Genomic DNA, 17,920 nt, shown 5'->3' on the forward strand with positions numbered 1-17,920 from the left:
TCAATGGCCGGACGGCTCCAAGGCAACCGTATTTTGATCCTGGAGACCCGCGAAGAGGCCCAATTCGCCCGGCTGCTGGCCGACCAGGGCGCCGATGTCCTGCAATGCCCGATGTTCCAGATCTGCGACGCGCCGGATCCGGCGCCGGTCTTGGCCTGGATCGACCGGCTGATCGCCGAGCCATTCGACGACCTCGTGCTGCTCACCGGCGAAGGGCTGCGGCGGCTGACCAAGCTCGCTCGCACCACCGGCCGCGAGCAAGCTTTCATAACCTCCGTAGGCCGGGCACGGACTTTCATCCGCGGTCCGAAGCCCGGCCGGGCCTTACGCGAGATCGGGCTCGAGCCGCAGGTGACGGCCGAAGCACCGACCTCGGACGGCGTCGCCGCCACGCTGAAACGCTACGAGCTCGCCGGCCGTCGCGTCGGCGTGCAGCTCTATCCGGAACGCGATCACGCCGGACTGCTCGGCGCGATCGCGGGCCAGGGCGCCATAGTCGAGGCCGTTCTGCCTTATGCCTACGACGCCCGCGCCGCCGAGGACACGGTGGTGACGGCGATCAACGAGATGGCGCTGGGCCGCGTCGACGTGCTGGCACTGACCAGTTCCGGGCAGGTGCGGAGATTGTTCGATGTCGCCAAGGCACACCATTGCGAGGAGCGCTTGCATGAAGCGCTGCGCGTCACGCCGATCGCCTCGGTGGGGCCGGTGGTGAGCGAGGAACTCGCTGCCCGCGGCTTCACGCCGGCGATCACGCCCCCCAACGAGGCGTTCTTCATGAAGCCGCTGATCAACGCGATGATCGTCGCACTCGGCAGCCGTCGCCCCCATGGTGCCGATGCCCAATGATGCGCGGGCTTCCTGCCAGACCGCAGCGCCTCGACATTGAGCAGTTCCATTCGACGGAATTTGAGCGGGCGCTTCGTCCATCTTTCGGACGGCACGGCGCAATCCTCGGCAATGAGCTACCGATCACAGGTCCCTCCGCTTTTTGTCACTCATAACATTCTACTTATTTCCACTTACCATCAGACGGCGGTTGAAACGCATGACTGATCTGCGCTAACACCGGATCAACGATCAAACGAACACGTTTCAGGGAGGACTGATATATGCGGAAAATTCTGCTCGCGGCCGTTGCCATCGCAATGCCGATGCTCGGCTCAGTGGCGGTCGCACAAGAGACCGTCAAGCTCGGCTACATCGATCCCTTGTCCGGCGGTGGTGCCAGCGTCGGCGAAGGCGGTCTGAAGACGTTCCAATATCTGGCCGACGAGCTCAACGCCAAGGGCGGCATCCTCGGCAAGAAGGTGGAGATCGTCCCGCTCGACAATAAGACCAACCCACAGGAAAGTCTGATCCAGGCACAAAAGGCGATCGACGCCGGCGTCCGCTACGTCACCCAGGGCAACGGCTCCTCGGTCGCGGGCGCGCTGTCGGACTTCCTCACCAAATACAACGAGCGCAATCCCGGCAAGGAAGTGCTGTACTTCAACTATGCCGCGGTCGATCCGGTGCTCACCAATGAAAAGTGCAGCTTCTGGCACTTCCGCTGGGACGCGAACTCCGACATCAAGATGGAGGCGCTGACCAACTACATGAAGGACACGCCTGCGATCAAGAAAGTGTACCTGATCAATCAGGACTATTCTTTCGGTCAATCGGTGCGTTCCACCGCGCGGGCGATGCTGGCGAAGAAGCGCCCGGATATTCAGATCGTCGGCGACGAGCTGCATCCGCTGCTGAAGATCACCGACTTCGCGCCCTATATCGCCAAGATCAAGGCGTCCGGCGCCGACTCGGTGGTGACTGGCAACTGGGGCCAGGACATCGCGCTGCTGCTGAAGGCGGCCGCCGACGCCGGCCTCAAGGTCAACTGGTACACCTATTATGCCGGCGGCGCCGGCGGCCCGACCGCGATCAAGCAGGCCGGCCTCGACCACAAGGTGTTCCAGATCACAGAGGGCTTCGCCAACGTCGACCACAAGGCGTCTCAGGACTACGAGAAGGCGTTCCGGGCCAAGGTCGGCTTGAGCCTTTGGTATCCGCGCGCCGTCAACGAAATGCGGATGTTCGCTGCCGCCGCCGAGAAGGCCAAGTCGCTCGACCCGGTCAAGGTCGGCAAGGCGCTCGAGGGCATGAAGTTCGAGGTGCTGGACGGCGGTGAAGGCTTCATGCGCGCCGACGACCATCAGTTCTTCCAGCCGATCTACATTTCCTCGTTCGGCGAGATCAAGCCGGGCCAGTTCGACGAAGAGAACACCGGCTGGGGCTGGACCCAGGTCGCAAAGGTCGACACCCAGCAGACCATCGTGCCGACCACCTGCAAGATGGACCGGCCGTAACTTTGAATCCGACGTGATGCCCGGCCTCGTGCCGGGCATCACCGTCTCCAGCGAAACGACACAACAACCGTGGATGGCCGGGACACGCCCGGCCATGACGACCTCATATCGTCAGGCAGCCCAATCCCATCATGCTCGAGCTGATCGTCATCTCAACTCTCAACGGCGTCCTGTACGGCATGCTGCTGTTCCTTATGGCGAGCGGCCTGACGGTGATCTTCAGCATGCTCGGGGTGCTGAACTTCGCCCATGCCAGCTTCTATATGCTGGGGGCCTTCTTCGGATTTCAGATCAGTCACTGGTTCGGGTTCTGGCCCGCGCTGCTGATCGCCCCGCTGCTCGCCGGCGCGATCGGCGCCGCGGTCGAGCGCTTCGGTCTGCGCCGCGTCCACAAGAACGGCCATGTCGCCGAGCTGTTGTTCACCTTCGGCCTCGCCTTCGCGATCGAGGAAATCGTCGGCATCATCTGGGGCAAGGTCCCGGTCGACTATCGCCAGCCCGACATTCTGGACTTCCCGGCATTCACGATCTTCTCGACCAACTATCCGGCCTACAAGATGTTCATGCTGGCGGTGTCGGTCGTCATCTTCATCGGGCTGCTGCTGGCGCTGAAGAAGACCCGGATCGGCCTGATCGTTCAGGCTGCACTGACCCACCCGCACATGGTCGGCCATCTCGGTCACAACGTCGAACGCATCTTCATGCTGGTTTTCGGGGTCGGCACCGCGCTCGCCGCCGTCGCCGGCGTGATCGCCGGTCCGTCGCTGGTGACGCAGTCCAACATGGCGGCGCTGCTCGGCCCGATCCTGTTCGTCGTGGTCGTGGTCGGCGGGCTCGGCTCGCTGTCCGGCGCGTTCCTCGCGTCGCTGCTGATCGGCCTGTTGCAGACCTTCGCCGTCTCGATCAACGCTTCGCCAGCGTCACTGTTTGGCCCGCTGGGCCCTGACCTGGCGACCACCTGGCTCAACGACATCTGGAACGTCACGGTCGCGCAGATCGCGCCGATCATGCCGTATCTACTGCTCGTACTCATTCTGATCTTCCGACCGATGGGGCTGTTGGGAACCCGCGAAACATGACCGACCTCGCCTCCAGCGTCGCGCCGCCCCGGCCGACGCTGTCCGACCGCGTAAAATTCTACGGGATCTGGATCCTCACCGCGCTGGTGCTGCTGCTGTTGCCGAAGGTGTTCTCCTCCGGCGGCTCGATGACGACCTTCAGCCTGGTCGGCATCTCGATCATCTTCGCGCTGTCGTACAACATCCTGCTCGGCCAGACCGGCATGCTGTCGTTCGGTCACGCGGTGTATTACGGCCTCGGCGGCTTCCTCGCGATCCACGCCATCAACATCGTCGGCTTCCACAAATGGCCGATTCCGCTGCCGCTGATGCCGCTGATCGGCGGCGTGGCGGGGTTGTTTTTCGCCGCGCTGATCGGCTGGGTGATGACGCAGCGATCAGGAACCGCGTTCGCGATGATCTCGCTCGGCCTCGCCGAACTGGTTGCCTCCTCGGCGCTGATCCTGCGCAGCTTCTTCGGGGGTGAAGCCGGCATCTCGGCCAACCGCACCAAGCTGTTCAAGGTGTTCGGACTGTCGTTCGGCCCGCAGATCCAGATCTATTATCTGATCGCCGCCTGGACCTTGATCGCGATCATCGCGATGTACGCGCTGACCCGCACCCCGCTGGGCCGGATGTGCAACGCGGTGCGCGACAACCCCGAGCGGGTGCAGTTCGTCGGCTACGATCCGCACGTGGTGCGCTATCTGGCATTCTGCTTCTCCGGCTTCTTCGCCGGCGTCGCCGGTGCGCTGGCCGCGATCAATTTCGAGATCGCCAATTCGGCCTATCTCGGCGCGGTGCAGTCCGGCACCGTGCTGTTTGCGGCCTATATCGGCGGCATCGGCTTCTTCATCGGTCCGATCGTCGGTGCGATCTTCGTCACCATCCTGTCGCTCGGCCTGTCCGACCTCACCCAGGTCTGGCAGCTGTATTTCGGCCTGTTTTTCATCGCCGTGGTGCTGTTCGCGCCCGGCGGCATCACCGGTCTGTTGATGATGCACCGGCCGCTGATCCGCGCCGGCATGCTGACCCGTATGCTGCCGAGCTACGCGATCGCCGCGCTGCCGACCCTGGCGCTGTGCGTCGGCTTGATGCTGATGATCGAGACCATCGTGCATTACACCGTCAATCCGAACGAGGATCCGCACATCCAGGCGTTCGGCATCCCGTTCGACGCAGCAAGCCCGGTGACCTGGGTCGTGTCCGCGGTGCTGATCGTCGGCGGTTTTCTTCTTGCGCGGCGGGCCTGGAGCCGGGTCGGCGAGACCTGGGACATCACCCTCACCGCCGCCCGCGCCAAGGTTCACGCCCTATGAGCACCGCGATCGAACTCCGCGGCGTCGAAAAGAGCTTCGGCGTCACCAAGGTCATCCAGAACATCAACTTGACGATCGCGCAGGGCGAACGCCATGCGCTGATCGGCCCCAACGGCGCCGGCAAGTCGACCACCTTCAACCTGATCAGCGGCTATATGCGTCCGACCACCGGCAGCATCCTGCTGCGCGGCGAAGAGATCGCCGGGATGAAGCCTTTCCAGATCAACCGCCGCGGGCTGTCGCGCTCGTTCCAGGTGACCAACGTGTTCGCCAACATGACGGTGTGGGAGAATCTCCGCTGCGCCGTGCTGTGGGCGACCGGGCACCGCTACGCCTTCTGGAAGAATGTCGATAACCTGCCGGTGGTGCGCGAGCGGACCGCGCAAATTCTCGAGGACATCCACCTCACCTCACGCCGAGACGTGCCCGCGGGTCTGCTCACCTACGCCGAGCAGCGCGCGCTCGAGATCGGCATCACCATCGCGGGTGGCGCCAACGTCATCCTGCTCGACGAGCCGACCGCCGGTATGAGCAACGCCGAGACCGAACGCGCCGTGACGCTGATCCGCCGCCTCACCGAAGGCCGGACGCTGCTGATCGTCGAGCACGACATGAGCGTGGTGTTCGGCCTCGCCGACCGGATCTCGGTGCTGGTTTACGGCCAGATCATCGCTTCGGGCACGCCGGACGAAATCCGCGGCAATCCGAAGGTCAAGGAAGCCTATCTGGGCGAGGAAGCGGCCTGATGATGCTCGAGGTCAAGGATCTCCACGCCTATTACGGCAAGAGCCATATCCTGCAAGGCGTCGATATGCACATCGACGCCGGCGAGGTGGTCAGCCTGCTCGGTCGCAACGGTGTTGGCCGCTCTACCACCGTCAAGGCGATCATGGGTGAGGTGCCGCCGCACGGCCACATCCTGTTCAAGGGTAAAAACATCGCCGGACTGCCGAGCTACAAGATCGCGCATCTCGGCCTCGGATATGTGCCCGAGCATCGCGACATCTTCCCAGGACTGACGGTCCGCCAGAACCTGATGCTCGGCGTCAAGAACCCGCGCAATCCCGGCAAATGGCGACTGGAGGACATGCTCGACATGTTCTCCAATCTGAAAGAACGCGCCGATACCCCGGCAGGCGTGCTGTCCGGCGGCGAGAAACAGATGCTGACGATCTGCCGGACGCTGATGGGCGATCCCGAACTGGTGATGATCGACGAGCCTACCGAAGGGCTGGCGCCGATCATCGTCCAGCAGGTCGGTGACTTGATCGCCGAAATCGCCCGCCGCGGCGTCGCCATCCTGTTGGTCGAGCAGAAGCTGTCGATCGCGATGCGAATCTCGCACCGGGTCTATGTGATGGGCCACGGCAAGATCGTGTTCGAAGGTAGCCCTGACGATCTGAAAGCCAACGCCGCCGTCCGCAAGGAGTGGCTGGAGGTCTGAGGCGACGGCCCCGACACCGTCTGCGCCCGCGCGAGATTGGCGCTTGACTTAGAGCGTGCTCTAACCTGTAGCAACAGGGCGTCGTGACGGACAGAGCAGACCATGAAGATCGGCGACCTCGCCAGGCGAACCGGACTGACGGCTCACACGCTGCGCTACTACGAGCGGATCGGGCTGTTGCCCCGCGCCTCTCGCGATTCTTCCGGCCAGCGTGACTACGATGCGTCGATCCTGACCTGGATCGCGTTTCTCAGTCGTCTCAAGACCACCGGGATGCCGATCCGGGACATGCTGGCTTACGCCAAACTGCGCGCACGCGGAGCCGCAACAGAGGACGCCCGTCGCGTCCTGCTGCAGCAGCACCGCGACAAGGTGCAGGCGGATGTCGCTGAACTTCAGGCCTGCCTGACCGTCCTCGACACCAAGATCGCCGGCTATGCCGCCGGCGCCAGCGAGGTGGAGACGGACGATGACGCAACTCACAACCGACCAGAACGAAAGATACGAGCGCGGCCTGCGCGCGCTCGCGGCGATTGACGGAGCCGCCGGCCACAAGGTCGTCGATTCGCTGGCCGACATCGCGCCGGATTTCGCCCGCTATCTGATCGAGTTTCCGTTCGGCGACATCTACAGCCGCCCTAGCCTCGACCTGCGCGCACGGGAGATCGCGACCATCGCCGCCCTCACGGCGATGGGTAATGCCACGCCGCAGCTCAAGGTTCATATCGAGGCCGGACTGAACGTCGGACTCAGCTCCGACGAGGTTGTCGAAATCATCATGCAGATGGCGGTCTATGCCGGCTTCCCCGCAGCGCTGAACGGATTGTTCGCAGCCAAGGAGGTGTTCGCGAGTCGCGCTGCGGCAGAACAGGAGCATGACTGAAGCCGAGGATGACGACGCCGGTGGTCACGCTCGCGTGTGACACTTCCCTGACGGATGGTTTCCGGGCTACCATTTCGGTTCACTCGTTGAGCGATCGTGAGCCTGATGCTGCCACCTGCCCTGATGCGCGCCGCCGACTGGTTTCGCGCCTACGCCGACAATTCCGATCCGCTTGCCGCCGCCGGTAATCTCGTGGCGCTGGTGCTGGCCGGCAACGGACCGTTCTATCCGCTGTACGTCGCCTTCGTCGCCGGCACCGGCGGCATGCCGTGGCTGCTGCTGACGCTGCTGTCGTTCCCGCTGTTTCTCGCGGTGCCGACCTTGGCACGAGTGCATTCGCGACTCGGACGGGTGACGTTGTCCTTGGTCGCGACTGGAAATACCATCTTCTGTACTTGGCTGCTCGGCGTGCCCGCCGGTGTCGAATTGTTTCTGCTACCCTGCGCGATGCTCGCCAGCGTCCTGTTCCGGCCGAGCGAGCGGCTGTTGATGCTCCCGCTGGCCGGCCTGCCGGTCGCTGCCTACCTATTCCTGCACAATCGCTACGAGCCGCCGCCGCACAGCTATCAACCGGCCGAATACGCTGGGCTGCTGTCGATGAACGCGTTCAGCGCCGCGATGATCTCGATCTTCGTCGGGATGGTGTTCTCGCGGCTATTCACAGAACCGACCGGTCACTCATCCAGCGCACCATTATCCCGACACTAACAGAGAATTCGAGAAACGCTCCCGCCTTATCACGGCCGCCTCAGGCGTGATATCAGGTGATTGCAGTCGCCGCATGGCAGCGGCGGCGCCATCGCTAGGGCTCTCGATGGTCGATATTGGGCGGCAGGACAACGGAGCGGCCTTTGCACCGGCAGAACTGCCGCGTGCGGCAATCGGCACTTCTCGGAGTTGGCCCGAGATCACCGCGTTGCTAATCACGCTCGCCGCGGCGATCGGCATCGCCGGGACAATGTATGCGACCTACTATCACGCGCCCGATCTGTTGTGGCGAGGTTTTCACCACGACCGCAGCTCGCACTACAGCTTCGGGCTCGATCTGGCGCTGGCGGCCCGCGACCTCGATCCGGGATGGTTCTTCGGCGAGCTCGAAAAGGCCAAGGTCTGGCCGCCGTTCCACGGCGTGGTGCTGAGCGCTGTACTGCTGCTTGGCGGCATCGATCATCGCCTTGGCGTCGTTCCCAGCCTGATCGGCTGGGTGATGACGATCGCGTTCGCCTGGCTGATCGCGCGCCGGCTGTTCGTCGACCGCCAAAGCGGCCTGTTCGCCGCAACGGTCGCCGTGATCTTCACCGCCGCAAGCCCGACCTTCCGCCTGATCAGCACCGACGTGATGCTGGAAGGGCTCGGTGCCGGACTGTCGGCGGCCGGACTGTGGGCCTATCTACATGCCGAGGCTAGGCCGGATTCGCCCCGGCGCTGGCGGCTGCTGGCCCTGATCCTGACCATCCTGTTCTTTCACAAGGGCAACTATTGGGGACTGTTGATCGCGCCGCTAGCGGTCGCCTACGCCACCAGCCATTGGCTGGAGCTCGCGACGGTGGCGCGGACGATCTGGACGGCAACAGACGCGAGGACGGTGCTCAAAGCGACTGTCGGCTCGCCGCTCCTCCTTCTCGCTGCCTTGGTGACCAGCTTGGTAGCGGCAATCTACGCGCAGGGGCCAATGGCGCTGGAGCTGTTCGGCCGCTCGGTGTCGCTGTATCCGCCGGAGAACCTGACCACCGCCGCCTACGCCCTGGCTTTCCTGTGGTGGACCTTCACCTGGCTCCGGCACCGCACCGCGATCGACCGCACCCTCGGTACCGCCGGACGGGCACTCCTGTATTGGCACCTGACACCGGTCGCGATCTCGTTTCTGCTGCCGCATCGGCTATCGAAATTTCTGTGGTTCGTCGGCCCGGCCAACAACGTCGACCCCAATTACAGCCTGATCAAGGGAGGCCAATTCTATTGGACCGTGTTTGCCGATGGCTTCCATCAGGCGCCGTGGCTCGCGCCGATCGCCATCGCGCTGGCATTGATCGGCGTGATCGCGATCCCGAAGCTGACGCCCGGCGCCCGGGCCGTCTTCCTTTTCGCACTGCTGGCTTGGATCGGCGTGATCATACATCCGCAGCACCAGGGCCGGTTCATGTCGACCTGGGTGTTCGCGGTGTGGATCTGCGCCGGTGCCGGCGCTGGCGTACTGCTCTCAATGACCCGTGCCTGGCTGTCACCGCTCTGGCGCGGCGCGGTGGCCGCCACGCTGGCTGCGGCGCTGCTCGCCGTCAACCTGGCCTCGCCGACGCCGAAAGCGGCCGCGATCTACGCCCTGCAGGACGCCTCCGGCCCGAGCGATCTCGAGCTGATCCGCCCTTATCTGGCGGAGCTCGACGGCGCGCATGAGATCGCGATGTTCACCACTTTTGGCATGAGCAAGCTGTTCGCCTGGGTCATCCGCGCACGCTGCCGCTGCCGCACCATCGTCGGCGACCCGTTCATCGCTGGCGTTCCCTCGCGCGAGGCGGCGCGGGCGCTGATGGCCGACCGGATCGAGCATTCGACCGCCGACATCATCGTGACGATCGATGCCCCCCACAGCCGAGACGAGAGCCCTGCGTTCGGCTGGGTTCATGCCAAGATGGTCGGCATCATCGACGCCATGGCCGACCAGACCCGCTACGTTCGCGGCAACAGCTACGCACTTCCGATCGGCGACGCGACTGCAACGATCTGGCGCCGCCGTTAGTCTCGGGCCTGCTGCATCGCAACAGGCAGCGAACCGATGCGACATCCGGTCGCTCATGCGGCGATTCGGCAGCAACGCTGGTAACGATAGCCGGCTTTGTCTGAGGCTTGCGTCGAGTCTCTCTTCCAAAACTCAAATAGTCGAATATCGTTGGTCTGATCGCCAGAATAGGCTTAGCTGAGCGACGGCATCGCCTGACAACAAGGCGAGCCCCAAAGAACGCTGCGGCATCAGGTCCAGGCGCGAACAACGCGCCGGCAGATGCCGGGGAGGAAATCGGGCTTGGAACACGCATTGGAAGTGCGCAATGTCTCCTTGCGCTTTGGCGGCGTCCGCGCGCTGAGCGAGGTGAGCTTTGCCGTGAACGACGGCGAGCTGTTTTCGATCATCGGCCCGAACGGCGCCGGCAAGACCTCCGTGGTCAACTGCATCTCCGGCCGCTACCAGCCGAGCGAGGGCCAGTTGCTGTTTGGCGGACGCGACATTACCGGGCTGAAGCCGAATGCCCGCGCCTCGCTCGGCATCGGCCGCACCTTCCAGAATCTCGCGCTGTTTCACCACATGAGCGTGCTCGACAACATCATGGTCGGCCGCCATCACCTCCTGAAGAACAACTTTCTCACCGGCGCGCTGTACTGGTTCGGCGCCCGGCGCGAGGAGCTGGAGCACCGCCAGAAGGTCGAGGAGATCATCGACTTTCTCGACCTGCAGTCGGTGCGGAAGGCGACCGCCGGTACGCTGTCCTACGGTCTGCGCAAGCGCGTCGAACTCGCCCGCGCGATGGCGCTGGAGCCCAAGCTAATCCTGCTCGACGAGCCGATGGCCGGCATGAACTTCGAAGAGAAGGAGGACATGGCCCGCTACATCGTCGATCTCAACGAAGAATTCGGCATGACGGTGGTGATGATCGAGCACGACATGGGCGTGGTGATGGACATTTCCAACCGCGTGGTGGTGCTGGATTTCGGCCGCAAGATCGCCGAGGGCGACCCGGCCGAGGTGCTGGCCGATCCCCACGTCCGGCGCGCTTATCTCGGCGAAGAGGACGAGGTGCTGGTCGATCCGGACGATGCGCCGGCGGCTTCGGAGCGCGTGGCATGATGGACTATGCCGGCCGCGTCGCGGCAGCCGACACGTTTCCGAAGCTGCTGCGGCTCAATGCGAAGGAATTCGGCGACCAGATCGCGCTGCGCGAAAAGGATCTCGGGCTGTGGCGCGTGTTCACCTGGGCCGACTATCAGGCCCGCGTCCACGATTTCGCACTCGGCATGGTCGAGCTCGGCCTCGGCCGCGGTGACGTGATCGGCATCATCGGCGACAATCGTCCCGACTGGGTCGCGGCCGAGATCGCCGCCCACGCGGCCGGCGCGATGAGTCTCGGCCTGTATCGCGATGTGCTCGACGAGGAAGCCGAGTATCTGCTGAGCTACGGCGAGGCCAGGCTGGTGTTCGCCGAGGACGAGGAACAGGTCGACAAATTGCTCGTGCTCGCCGAGCGCGTGCCGCACCTGAAGCACATCGTCTTTTCCGATCCGCGCGGGATGCGCAAATACGACGATCCGCGGCTGCTGCCGGCCGACAAGCTCGCCGAGCTGGGCCGCGACCGGGCCGGGCGCGAGCCCGGGCTGTACGACCGGCTGGTCGACGCCACCCAGGGTGAGGACGTCGCGATCCTGTGCAGCACCTCGGGCACCACCGCGCATCCCAAGCTGGCGATGCTGGCGGCGGGCCGGGTGCTGAAGCATTGCGCGACCTATCTGTCGTTCGACCCAAAGGGGCCGGAAGACGAATACGTTTCGGTGCTGCCGCTGCCGTGGATCATGGAGCAGGTCTACGCGCTCGGCAAAGGGCTGCTGTGCCGGATGAAGGTCAACTTCGTCGAAGAGCCCGACACCATGATGAACGACTTCCGCGAGATCGCGCCGACCTTCGTGCTGTTCGCGCCGCGGGTCTGGGAAGGCATCGCGGCCGACGTCCGGGCCCGGGTGATGGACGCCTCGCCGCTGAAGCAGCGGCTGTACGAGACCGGCATGAAGGCCGGCCTGGCGGCGCTCGACCGCGGCCAGCATTCGACCGTCGCCGATGTCCTGCTGTTCCGCGCGCTGCGCGACCGGCTCGGCTTCACCCGGCTGCGCTCGGCGGCAACCGGCGGCGCCGCGCTCGGGCCGGATACATTCCGATTCTTCCGCGCCATGGGCGTGCCGCTACGTACGCTGTACGGCCAGACCGAACTGCTCGGCGCCTACACGCTGCACCAGCCGGACGCGGTCGATCCCGACACCACCGGCGTGCCGATGGGCGCGGAAATCGAGATCAAGATCGAGAACCCGGACGTCCAGGGCATCGGGGAGGTCGTGGTCCGCCACCCCAACATGTTCCTCGGCTACTACAAGAACCCGGAGGCCTCGACCGCCGATATCAAGGACGGCTGGATGCAATCCGGCGACGCCGGCTATTTCAACGCGAGCGGCCAGCTCGTCATCATCGACCGCATCAAGGACCTCGCCGAACTGTCGCACGGCGAGCGGTTCTCGCCGCAATACATCGAGAACAAGCTGAAATTTTCGCCTTACGTCGCCGAAGCGGTGATCCTCGGCGCCGGCCGCGACATGCTCGCGGCCATGATCTGCATCCGCTACTCGATCATCTCGAAATGGGCAGAGAGGAAGCGGATCTCCTTCACCACCTATTCGGACCTCGCCTCGCGTCCCGAAGTCTACGAACTGCTGCGCCGCGAGGTCGAGAGCGTCAACGCCACGCTGCCACCGGCGCAACGGATCGCCCGCTTCCTGCTGCTGTACAAGGAGCTCGACGCCGACGATGGCGAACTGACCCGGACCCGAAAAGTCCGCCGCAGCGTCATCAACGACAAATACGCCGACATCATCGACGGCATCTACGGCGGCCAGCGCGACATCCCGGTCGACACCACCATCCAATTCCAGGACGGCACGACGCAGCGGATCAGAACGACGCTGAAGGTGGTGGACCTCGGCGGCGGCCACGCCCATGCGGAGGCGGCGGAATGAGCTATTTGCTTACCTCCAAGCATCATAACCGTTCGGCAAGGCTCGGCCGCGTTGAGGTGCCCCCTCACCCGGGTCATCGCGTTGCGATGATCCGACCTCTCCCCGCGCGCGGGGAGAGGTGCACCGCGTGCGCCGAAATGCCGAAACAGCCGAGCGAACGGCGCCCTAACCTCTCCCCGCTTGCGGGGAGAGGTCGGATCGCGTCAGCGATCCGGGTGAGGGGGCGCCTCCACGAGCGCGGCGGCGAGGCTCTCCAAGACACCTTCAATGTTGCCGAGGACGTCATTATTCCAGAACCGCACGATCCGATAATTGTGCGCGCGCAGCCACACGTCGCGCACCAAATCTCGCGGACTGTCCGCATGCTGCCCGCCGTCGACCTCCACAATCAAACGGCGCTCCCGGCACAAGAAATCGACCGTGTAGGGTCCGATCGGCTCCTGCCGCACAAATTTGAAGCCGAGCAACGATCGGGATCGCAGCCGCTGCCACAACGCATTCTCCGCGTCGGTCGCATTCTGACGCAACCGCCTGGCTCGTCGCGTTTGAAGCTCTCTCGCCTCGCGCATGTCGAGACGCCCCCTCACCCGGCACTTTGCGCCGACCTCTCCCCGCAAGCGCGGAGAGGCTACCACGCCGTGGCCGTCGCATGAACTCCACGCTCCTGATCCAGCTTCTGGTCAACGGTCTCGTCGTCGGCACGCTGTACGGCGTGGTCGCGATGAGTTTCGTGCTGATCTACAAGGCGACCCAGGTCGTCAATTTCGCGCAAGGCGAGCTTTTGCTGATCGGCGCCTGGGTGTGCTGGGCGCTGCTCGCCAAATACCAAGTTCCGTTCTGGCTCGGCATGCCGCTGACGCTGGTGTTCATGTTCGTGTTCGGCATCGCGGTGCAGATCGTGGTGCTGCGGCCGATGATCGGCGAACCGATCATCTCGGTGATCATGGTGACGATCGCGCTGTCGACCGTGTTCCAGGCGGCGCTGAAGTGGATCTTCGGTGTCAGCCCGCAGCCGTTCCCGCAGGTGTTCGCCACCCAATCGGTCACGATCGGCAGCCTGCAGATCCAGACCGTCTATGTGATGAGCCTGGTGGTTTCGGTCGCGATGATGATCGGGATGGCGTGGTTCTTCAAAGTGTCGAAATACGGCCTCGCCATGCGCGCCACCGCGTTCAACCAGCAGGTCGCGCAATCGCTGGGCATCTCGGTGAAGAGCGTGTTCGCGATGGCCTGGGCGATCTCGGCGACGGTGTCGGCGGTCGCCGGCGTCGTCGTCGCCGTGGTCAACGGCGTATCCTCGGGCCTGTCCGCCTACGGAATCAAGGTGTTTCCGGCCGCGATCCTCGGCGGCCTCGACTCGATCGGCGGCGCCGTGCTCGGCGGCATCATCATCGGCCTTCTCGAGAACATCGCCCAGTACATCGACAGCGAATATCTGCACTGGGGCAATCTCTACGAAATCGCGCCGTTCTACGTGCTGATCATCATCCTGATGATCAAGCCCTACGGCCTGTTCGGCACCAAGGACATCGAGCGTATCTGACCCCATGGCCAATGCATCCCTGATCCCCGCCGGCGATTTCCGCACCTCCTACGCCGCCGACACCACGATCTTCCCGACCCGGACCAGCCGCAATGCGGCGATCCTCGGCATCGTGCTGGTGTGCTTCGCACCGTTCGTGCTGTCGAGCTATTGGCTCAGCATCCTGATCCAGATCGGGATCTTCGGCATCGCCGCGCTCGGACTGAACATCCTGGTCGGCTTCACCGGCCAGATCTCGATCGGCCATGCCGCGTTCTTCCTGCTCGGCGCCTATACCTCGGCCTATCTCAACAACCACTTTCCGATTCCGGTGGCGTTCGCGATCCCGCTCGCCGGCATCGTCGCGGCGCTGGTCGGGCTGGTGTTCGGCCTGCCGGCCGCGCGGCTGAAGGGACTGTATCTCGTGATCGCCACGCTGGCGGCGCAGTACATCCTGATCGACTTCTTCTCGCGCGCCGAATGGTTCTCCGGTGGTTCGGTGCCGGCGATGGCCAATCCGTTCTCGCTGTTCGGCTGGGTGCTGCAGGGCGACAAGCAGTATTTCTACGTCGTGCTCGCCTATGTGCTGGTCAGCTACATCCTGGTCACAAATCTGATGCGGACGCGCGACGGCCGGGCGCTGGTGGCGGTGCGCGACCATTATCTCTCCGCCGAGATCATGGGCATCAACCTCACCAAATACCGCACGCTGTCGTTCGGGCTGGCGGCCTTCTTCGCCGGGATCGCCGGCGCGCTGTACGGGCATTATCAGCTCGTCGTCTCCAACGAGGGCTTCGGCATCGAGCGCTCGATCCTGTTCTTGGCGATGATCATCATCGGCGGCATCGGCTCGATCTCTGGCACGCTGATGGGCACCGCCTTCGTGGTGCTGCTGCCGGAGGTGATGGAATGGCTGAGCGAGGCGCTGAAGGGCGGCGCGATCGACCGCGCGCTGGCGCTCAACAACAACCTGACCTTCCTGCGCGAGATCGCGATCGGCCTGATCATTATCGCCTTCCTGGTGTTCGAGCCCGACGGGCTGGCGCATCGCTGGCGGCAGATCAAGGCGTACTGGAAACTCTACCCCTTCTCGCATTGAGGTTGGCGCAGGGGAGCAACAATAAAACCTCGACCAACATGATCGGAGGACGACCCATGACACTGAAATCCCTTTTGAGCACGGCGTCGCTGACCTTGGTGATGGCCGCGGCTTCCGCCACGGCGCAGGCGCAGATCGCGATCGGCCATCTTGCCGACTATTCGGGCGGAACCTCGGACGTCGGCACGCCCTATGGCCACGCCGTCGCCGACACCTTCGCCTGGGTCAACAAGAACGGCGGGGTCGCCGGCAAGCAGCTCAATGTCGACACCAACGACTACGGCTACCAGGTGCCGCGCGCGATCGCGCTGTACAAGAAATGGTCGAGCGGCGACAAGGTCGCGGCGATCATGGGCTGGGGCACCGCCGACACCGAGGCGCTGACCGGCTTCCTCGCCAACGACAAGATCCCAGACATCTCCGGCTCCTACGCCGCGGCGCTGACCGATCCGGAAGGCACCAGTGGCAAGGCCAAGCCGGCGCCCTACAATTTCTTCTACGGCCCGTCCTATTCGGATGCGGTGCGCGCCGAACTGATGTGGGCGGCGGAAGACTGGAAGGCTAAGGGCAAGCCCGGCAAGCCGAAATTCGTCCACATGGGCGCCAACCATCCCTACCCCAACGCCCCGAAGGCAGCGGGTGAGGCGATGGCCAAGGAGCTCGGCTTCGAGGTGCTGCCGCCCTTGGTGTTCGCGCTGTCGCCGGGCGACTACAGCGCGCAGTGCCTGTCGCTGAAGAGCTCCGGCGCCAACTACGCCTATCTCGGCAACACCGCCGCCTCCAACATCTCGGTCATGAAGGCCTGCAAGGCGGCAGGGGTCGACGTCCAGTTCATGAGTAACGTCTGGGGCATGGACGAGAACGCCGCCAAGACCGCCGGCGATGCCGCCGACGGCGTGATCTTCCCGCTGCGCACTGCGGTGGCCTGGGGCGGCAACGCGCCCGGCATGAAGACCGTCGAGGCGATCTCCAAGATGTCCGATCCGGCCGGCACCGCCTATCGGCCGGTGCATTACGTCGCCGGCGTGTGCTCGGCACTGTATATGAAAGAGGCGATCGAATGGGCCGCCAAGAACGGCGGCGCAACCGGCGAGAACGCCGCCAAGGGCTTCTATCAGAAGAAGGACTGGGTGCCGGCCGGGATGGATGGCGTCTGCAACCCGTCGACCTGGACCGCCAAGGACCACCGCGGCACCATGAAGATCGACCTGTACCGCGCGAAGGTCTCCGGCCCGACCGACGGCGACCTCAAGGACCTGATCGCCAAGGGCACCATCAAGCTGGAGAAGGTCAAGACCATCGACCTGCCGCGCAAGCCGGAATGGGCCGGGTGGTGAGCTGAAACGGCGCGGCTGCCCTCAGCCGCGGGCGATTGGAGGCGCCGCATCCGCTTTGAGCCGCGGCGCTTCCGCTCCAAAGACCGTCATCCCCGCGCAGGCGGGGATCCAGTACGCCGCGGCGTCGCGATCGAGGTCTGGTGCACTGGAATACTGGATCACCCGTATACGCGGGCAATGACGGCGGTGGGTGGGGGCGGAATGCCCCCACTACCAGGTTCAGCGCATTCGAGAACGTTAGGACGCCCCATGACCGAAGCCGCCGAACTCCATCGTCCCTCCGCCGGCGCTGGGACCGCCACCGCCCCCCTGCTCAGTGTTCGCAACATCGAGGTGGTCTATGACGACGTCATCCTGGTGCTGCGCGGCCTCAGCCTCGACGTGCCGCAGGGCGCGATCGTGGCGCTGCTCGGCGCCAACGGCGCCGGCAAGTCGACCACGCTCAAGGCGATCTCGGGCCTCCTGAAGACCGAGGATGGCGAGGTCACCCGCGGCGAGATCGTGTTCGATGGGGAGCGGATCAACGGAACTGATCCGGACCGCATCGTCCGCCGCGGTATTTTCCAGGTGATGGAAGGCCGCCGCATCGTCTCCGACATGACTTCGCTGGAAAACCTGCGGCTCGGCGCCTTCACCCGCAGCGACCGCGAGGTCGGCCGCGACATCGAGATGGTCTACCGCTATTTCCCGCGGCTGAAGGAGCGCACCGGCCTCGCCGGCTATCTCTCCGGCGGCGAGCAGCAGATGCTGGCGATCGGCCGGGCGCTGATGGCACGGCCGAAGATGATCCTGATGGACGAGCCCTCGATGGGCCTCTCGCCGCTCCTGGTGAAGGAGGTGTTCTCGATCATCCAACAGATCAACCGCGACCTCGGCGTCACCATCCTCCTGGTCGAACAGAACGCCCGCGCCGCCCTCTCCGTCGCCAGCCATGGCTACATCATGGAACAAGGCAAAGTCGTCCTCGACGGCACCGCCGACGAACTCCGCGACAACGAAGACGTCAAGGAATTCTACCTGGGCGGAGCTGGGGAGCAGCGGAAGAGCTTCAAGAACTTGAAGAGCTTCAAGAGGAGGAAGAGGTGGCTGTAATGGCGATGGCGCAGCCCGGAGAGACGGCGGTGCGGGGCGATGACAGCCTCCTTCA

At 64.4% G+C, this 17,920-nt stretch carries 17 protein-coding genes; 16 read left to right on the forward strand and 1 reads right to left on the reverse strand.

What is annotated here, in order from left to right; all coding sequences use genetic code 11:
- The first annotated feature begins 3 nt into the window (after positions 1 to 3).
- From DNX69_RS25135 to DNX69_RS25190, 12 genes are all read left to right on the forward strand, one after another.
- Positions 4 to 849, forward strand: coding sequence for a uroporphyrinogen-III synthase (locus DNX69_RS25135; protein ID WP_110788731.1), 846 nt, complete (start codon positions 4 to 6; stop codon positions 847 to 849).
- Positions 850 to 1,112: 263 nt separating this feature from the next.
- Positions 1,113 to 2,345 (forward strand): branched-chain amino acid ABC transporter substrate-binding protein, encoded by a 1,233-nt coding sequence (locus tag DNX69_RS25140; protein ID WP_110788732.1) that lies wholly within the window; start codon positions 1,113 to 1,115, stop codon positions 2,343 to 2,345.
- Between the two features lie 131 nt (positions 2,346 to 2,476).
- Positions 2,477 to 3,424 carry a branched-chain amino acid ABC transporter permease gene (locus DNX69_RS25145; RefSeq protein ID WP_110788733.1) on the forward strand — a complete coding sequence of 316 codons (948 nt, stop codon included), beginning with the start codon at positions 2,477 to 2,479 and terminating at the stop codon, positions 3,422 to 3,424.
- Entirely contained in the window at positions 3,421 to 4,722 is a 1,302-nt protein-coding gene (locus tag DNX69_RS25150) for a branched-chain amino acid ABC transporter permease (protein ID WP_110788734.1), read from the forward strand. Before DNX69_RS25145 ends, DNX69_RS25150 begins: the two co-directional genes overlap by 4 nt.
- Positions 4,719 to 5,468 carry an ABC transporter ATP-binding protein gene (locus DNX69_RS25155; protein ID WP_110788735.1) on the forward strand — a complete coding sequence of 250 codons (750 nt, stop codon included), beginning with the start codon at positions 4,719 to 4,721 and terminating at the stop codon, positions 5,466 to 5,468. Before DNX69_RS25150 ends, DNX69_RS25155 begins: the two co-directional genes overlap by 4 nt.
- A 2-nt stretch (positions 5,469 to 5,470) precedes the next feature.
- On the forward strand, positions 5,471 to 6,166 hold the full coding sequence (locus DNX69_RS25160) for an ABC transporter ATP-binding protein (protein WP_110788779.1): 696 nt from the start codon (positions 5,471 to 5,473) through the stop codon (positions 6,164 to 6,166).
- 102 nt (positions 6,167 to 6,268) lie between these two features.
- Complete coding sequence (locus tag DNX69_RS25165; protein WP_110788736.1) at positions 6,269 to 6,703, forward strand: MerR family transcriptional regulator; 435 nt, start codon at positions 6,269 to 6,271, stop codon at positions 6,701 to 6,703.
- On the forward strand, positions 6,636 to 7,049 hold the full coding sequence (locus DNX69_RS25170) for a carboxymuconolactone decarboxylase family protein (RefSeq protein ID WP_110788737.1): 414 nt from the start codon (positions 6,636 to 6,638) through the stop codon (positions 7,047 to 7,049). Before DNX69_RS25165 ends, DNX69_RS25170 begins: the two co-directional genes overlap by 68 nt.
- 105 nt (positions 7,050 to 7,154) lie before the next feature.
- Positions 7,155 to 7,757 (forward strand): hypothetical protein, encoded by a 603-nt coding sequence (locus DNX69_RS25175; RefSeq protein WP_110788738.1) that lies wholly within the window; start codon positions 7,155 to 7,157, stop codon positions 7,755 to 7,757.
- Positions 7,758 to 7,965: 208 nt separating this feature from the next.
- Positions 7,966 to 9,786 carry a glycosyltransferase family 39 protein gene (locus DNX69_RS25180; protein WP_234827073.1) on the forward strand — a complete coding sequence of 607 codons (1,821 nt, stop codon included), beginning with the start codon at positions 7,966 to 7,968 and terminating at the stop codon, positions 9,784 to 9,786.
- A gap of 282 nt (positions 9,787 to 10,068) precedes the next feature.
- Positions 10,069 to 10,887, forward strand: coding sequence for an ABC transporter ATP-binding protein (locus tag DNX69_RS25185; protein ID WP_110788739.1), 819 nt, complete (start codon positions 10,069 to 10,071; stop codon positions 10,885 to 10,887).
- Positions 10,884 to 12,815, forward strand: coding sequence for a long-chain fatty acid--CoA ligase (locus DNX69_RS25190; RefSeq protein ID WP_110788740.1), 1,932 nt, complete (start codon positions 10,884 to 10,886; stop codon positions 12,813 to 12,815). Before DNX69_RS25185 ends, DNX69_RS25190 begins: the two co-directional genes overlap by 4 nt.
- A 203-nt stretch (positions 12,816 to 13,018) precedes the next feature.
- Here the strand turns inward: DNX69_RS25190 and DNX69_RS25195 are convergent, their stop codons facing one another.
- On the reverse strand, positions 13,019 to 13,384 hold the full coding sequence (locus DNX69_RS25195; RefSeq protein WP_110788781.1) for an endonuclease domain-containing protein: 366 nt from the start codon (positions 13,382 to 13,384) through the stop codon (positions 13,019 to 13,021).
- Between the two features lie 80 nt (positions 13,385 to 13,464).
- Between DNX69_RS25195 and DNX69_RS25200 the strand changes: the two genes are divergently transcribed.
- The 4 genes from DNX69_RS25200 (at position 13,465) to DNX69_RS25215 (ending at position 17,865) form a co-directional block, all read left to right on the forward strand.
- On the forward strand, positions 13,465 to 14,358 hold the full coding sequence (locus DNX69_RS25200) for a branched-chain amino acid ABC transporter permease (protein WP_110788741.1): 894 nt from the start codon (positions 13,465 to 13,467) through the stop codon (positions 14,356 to 14,358).
- 4 nt (positions 14,359 to 14,362) lie between these two features.
- Positions 14,363 to 15,436 carry a branched-chain amino acid ABC transporter permease gene (locus DNX69_RS25205; RefSeq protein WP_110788742.1) on the forward strand — a complete coding sequence of 358 codons (1,074 nt, stop codon included), beginning with the start codon at positions 14,363 to 14,365 and terminating at the stop codon, positions 15,434 to 15,436.
- Positions 15,437 to 15,492: 56 nt separating this feature from the next.
- A complete protein-coding gene (locus DNX69_RS25210) occupies positions 15,493 to 16,773 on the forward strand; it encodes an ABC transporter substrate-binding protein (RefSeq protein WP_110788743.1) in 1,281 nt (426 codons plus the stop codon).
- Between the two features lie 249 nt (positions 16,774 to 17,022).
- Positions 17,023 to 17,865, forward strand: a complete 843-nt coding sequence (locus tag DNX69_RS25215; RefSeq protein WP_110788744.1) for an ABC transporter ATP-binding protein — start codon at positions 17,023 to 17,025, stop codon at positions 17,863 to 17,865.
- The last annotated feature ends 55 nt before the right edge of the window (positions 17,866 to 17,920 follow it).

It is taken from the genome of Rhodopseudomonas palustris (assembly GCF_003226555.1).
Taxonomy (GTDB): domain Bacteria; phylum Pseudomonadota; class Alphaproteobacteria; order Rhizobiales; family Xanthobacteraceae; genus Rhodopseudomonas; species Rhodopseudomonas palustris_I.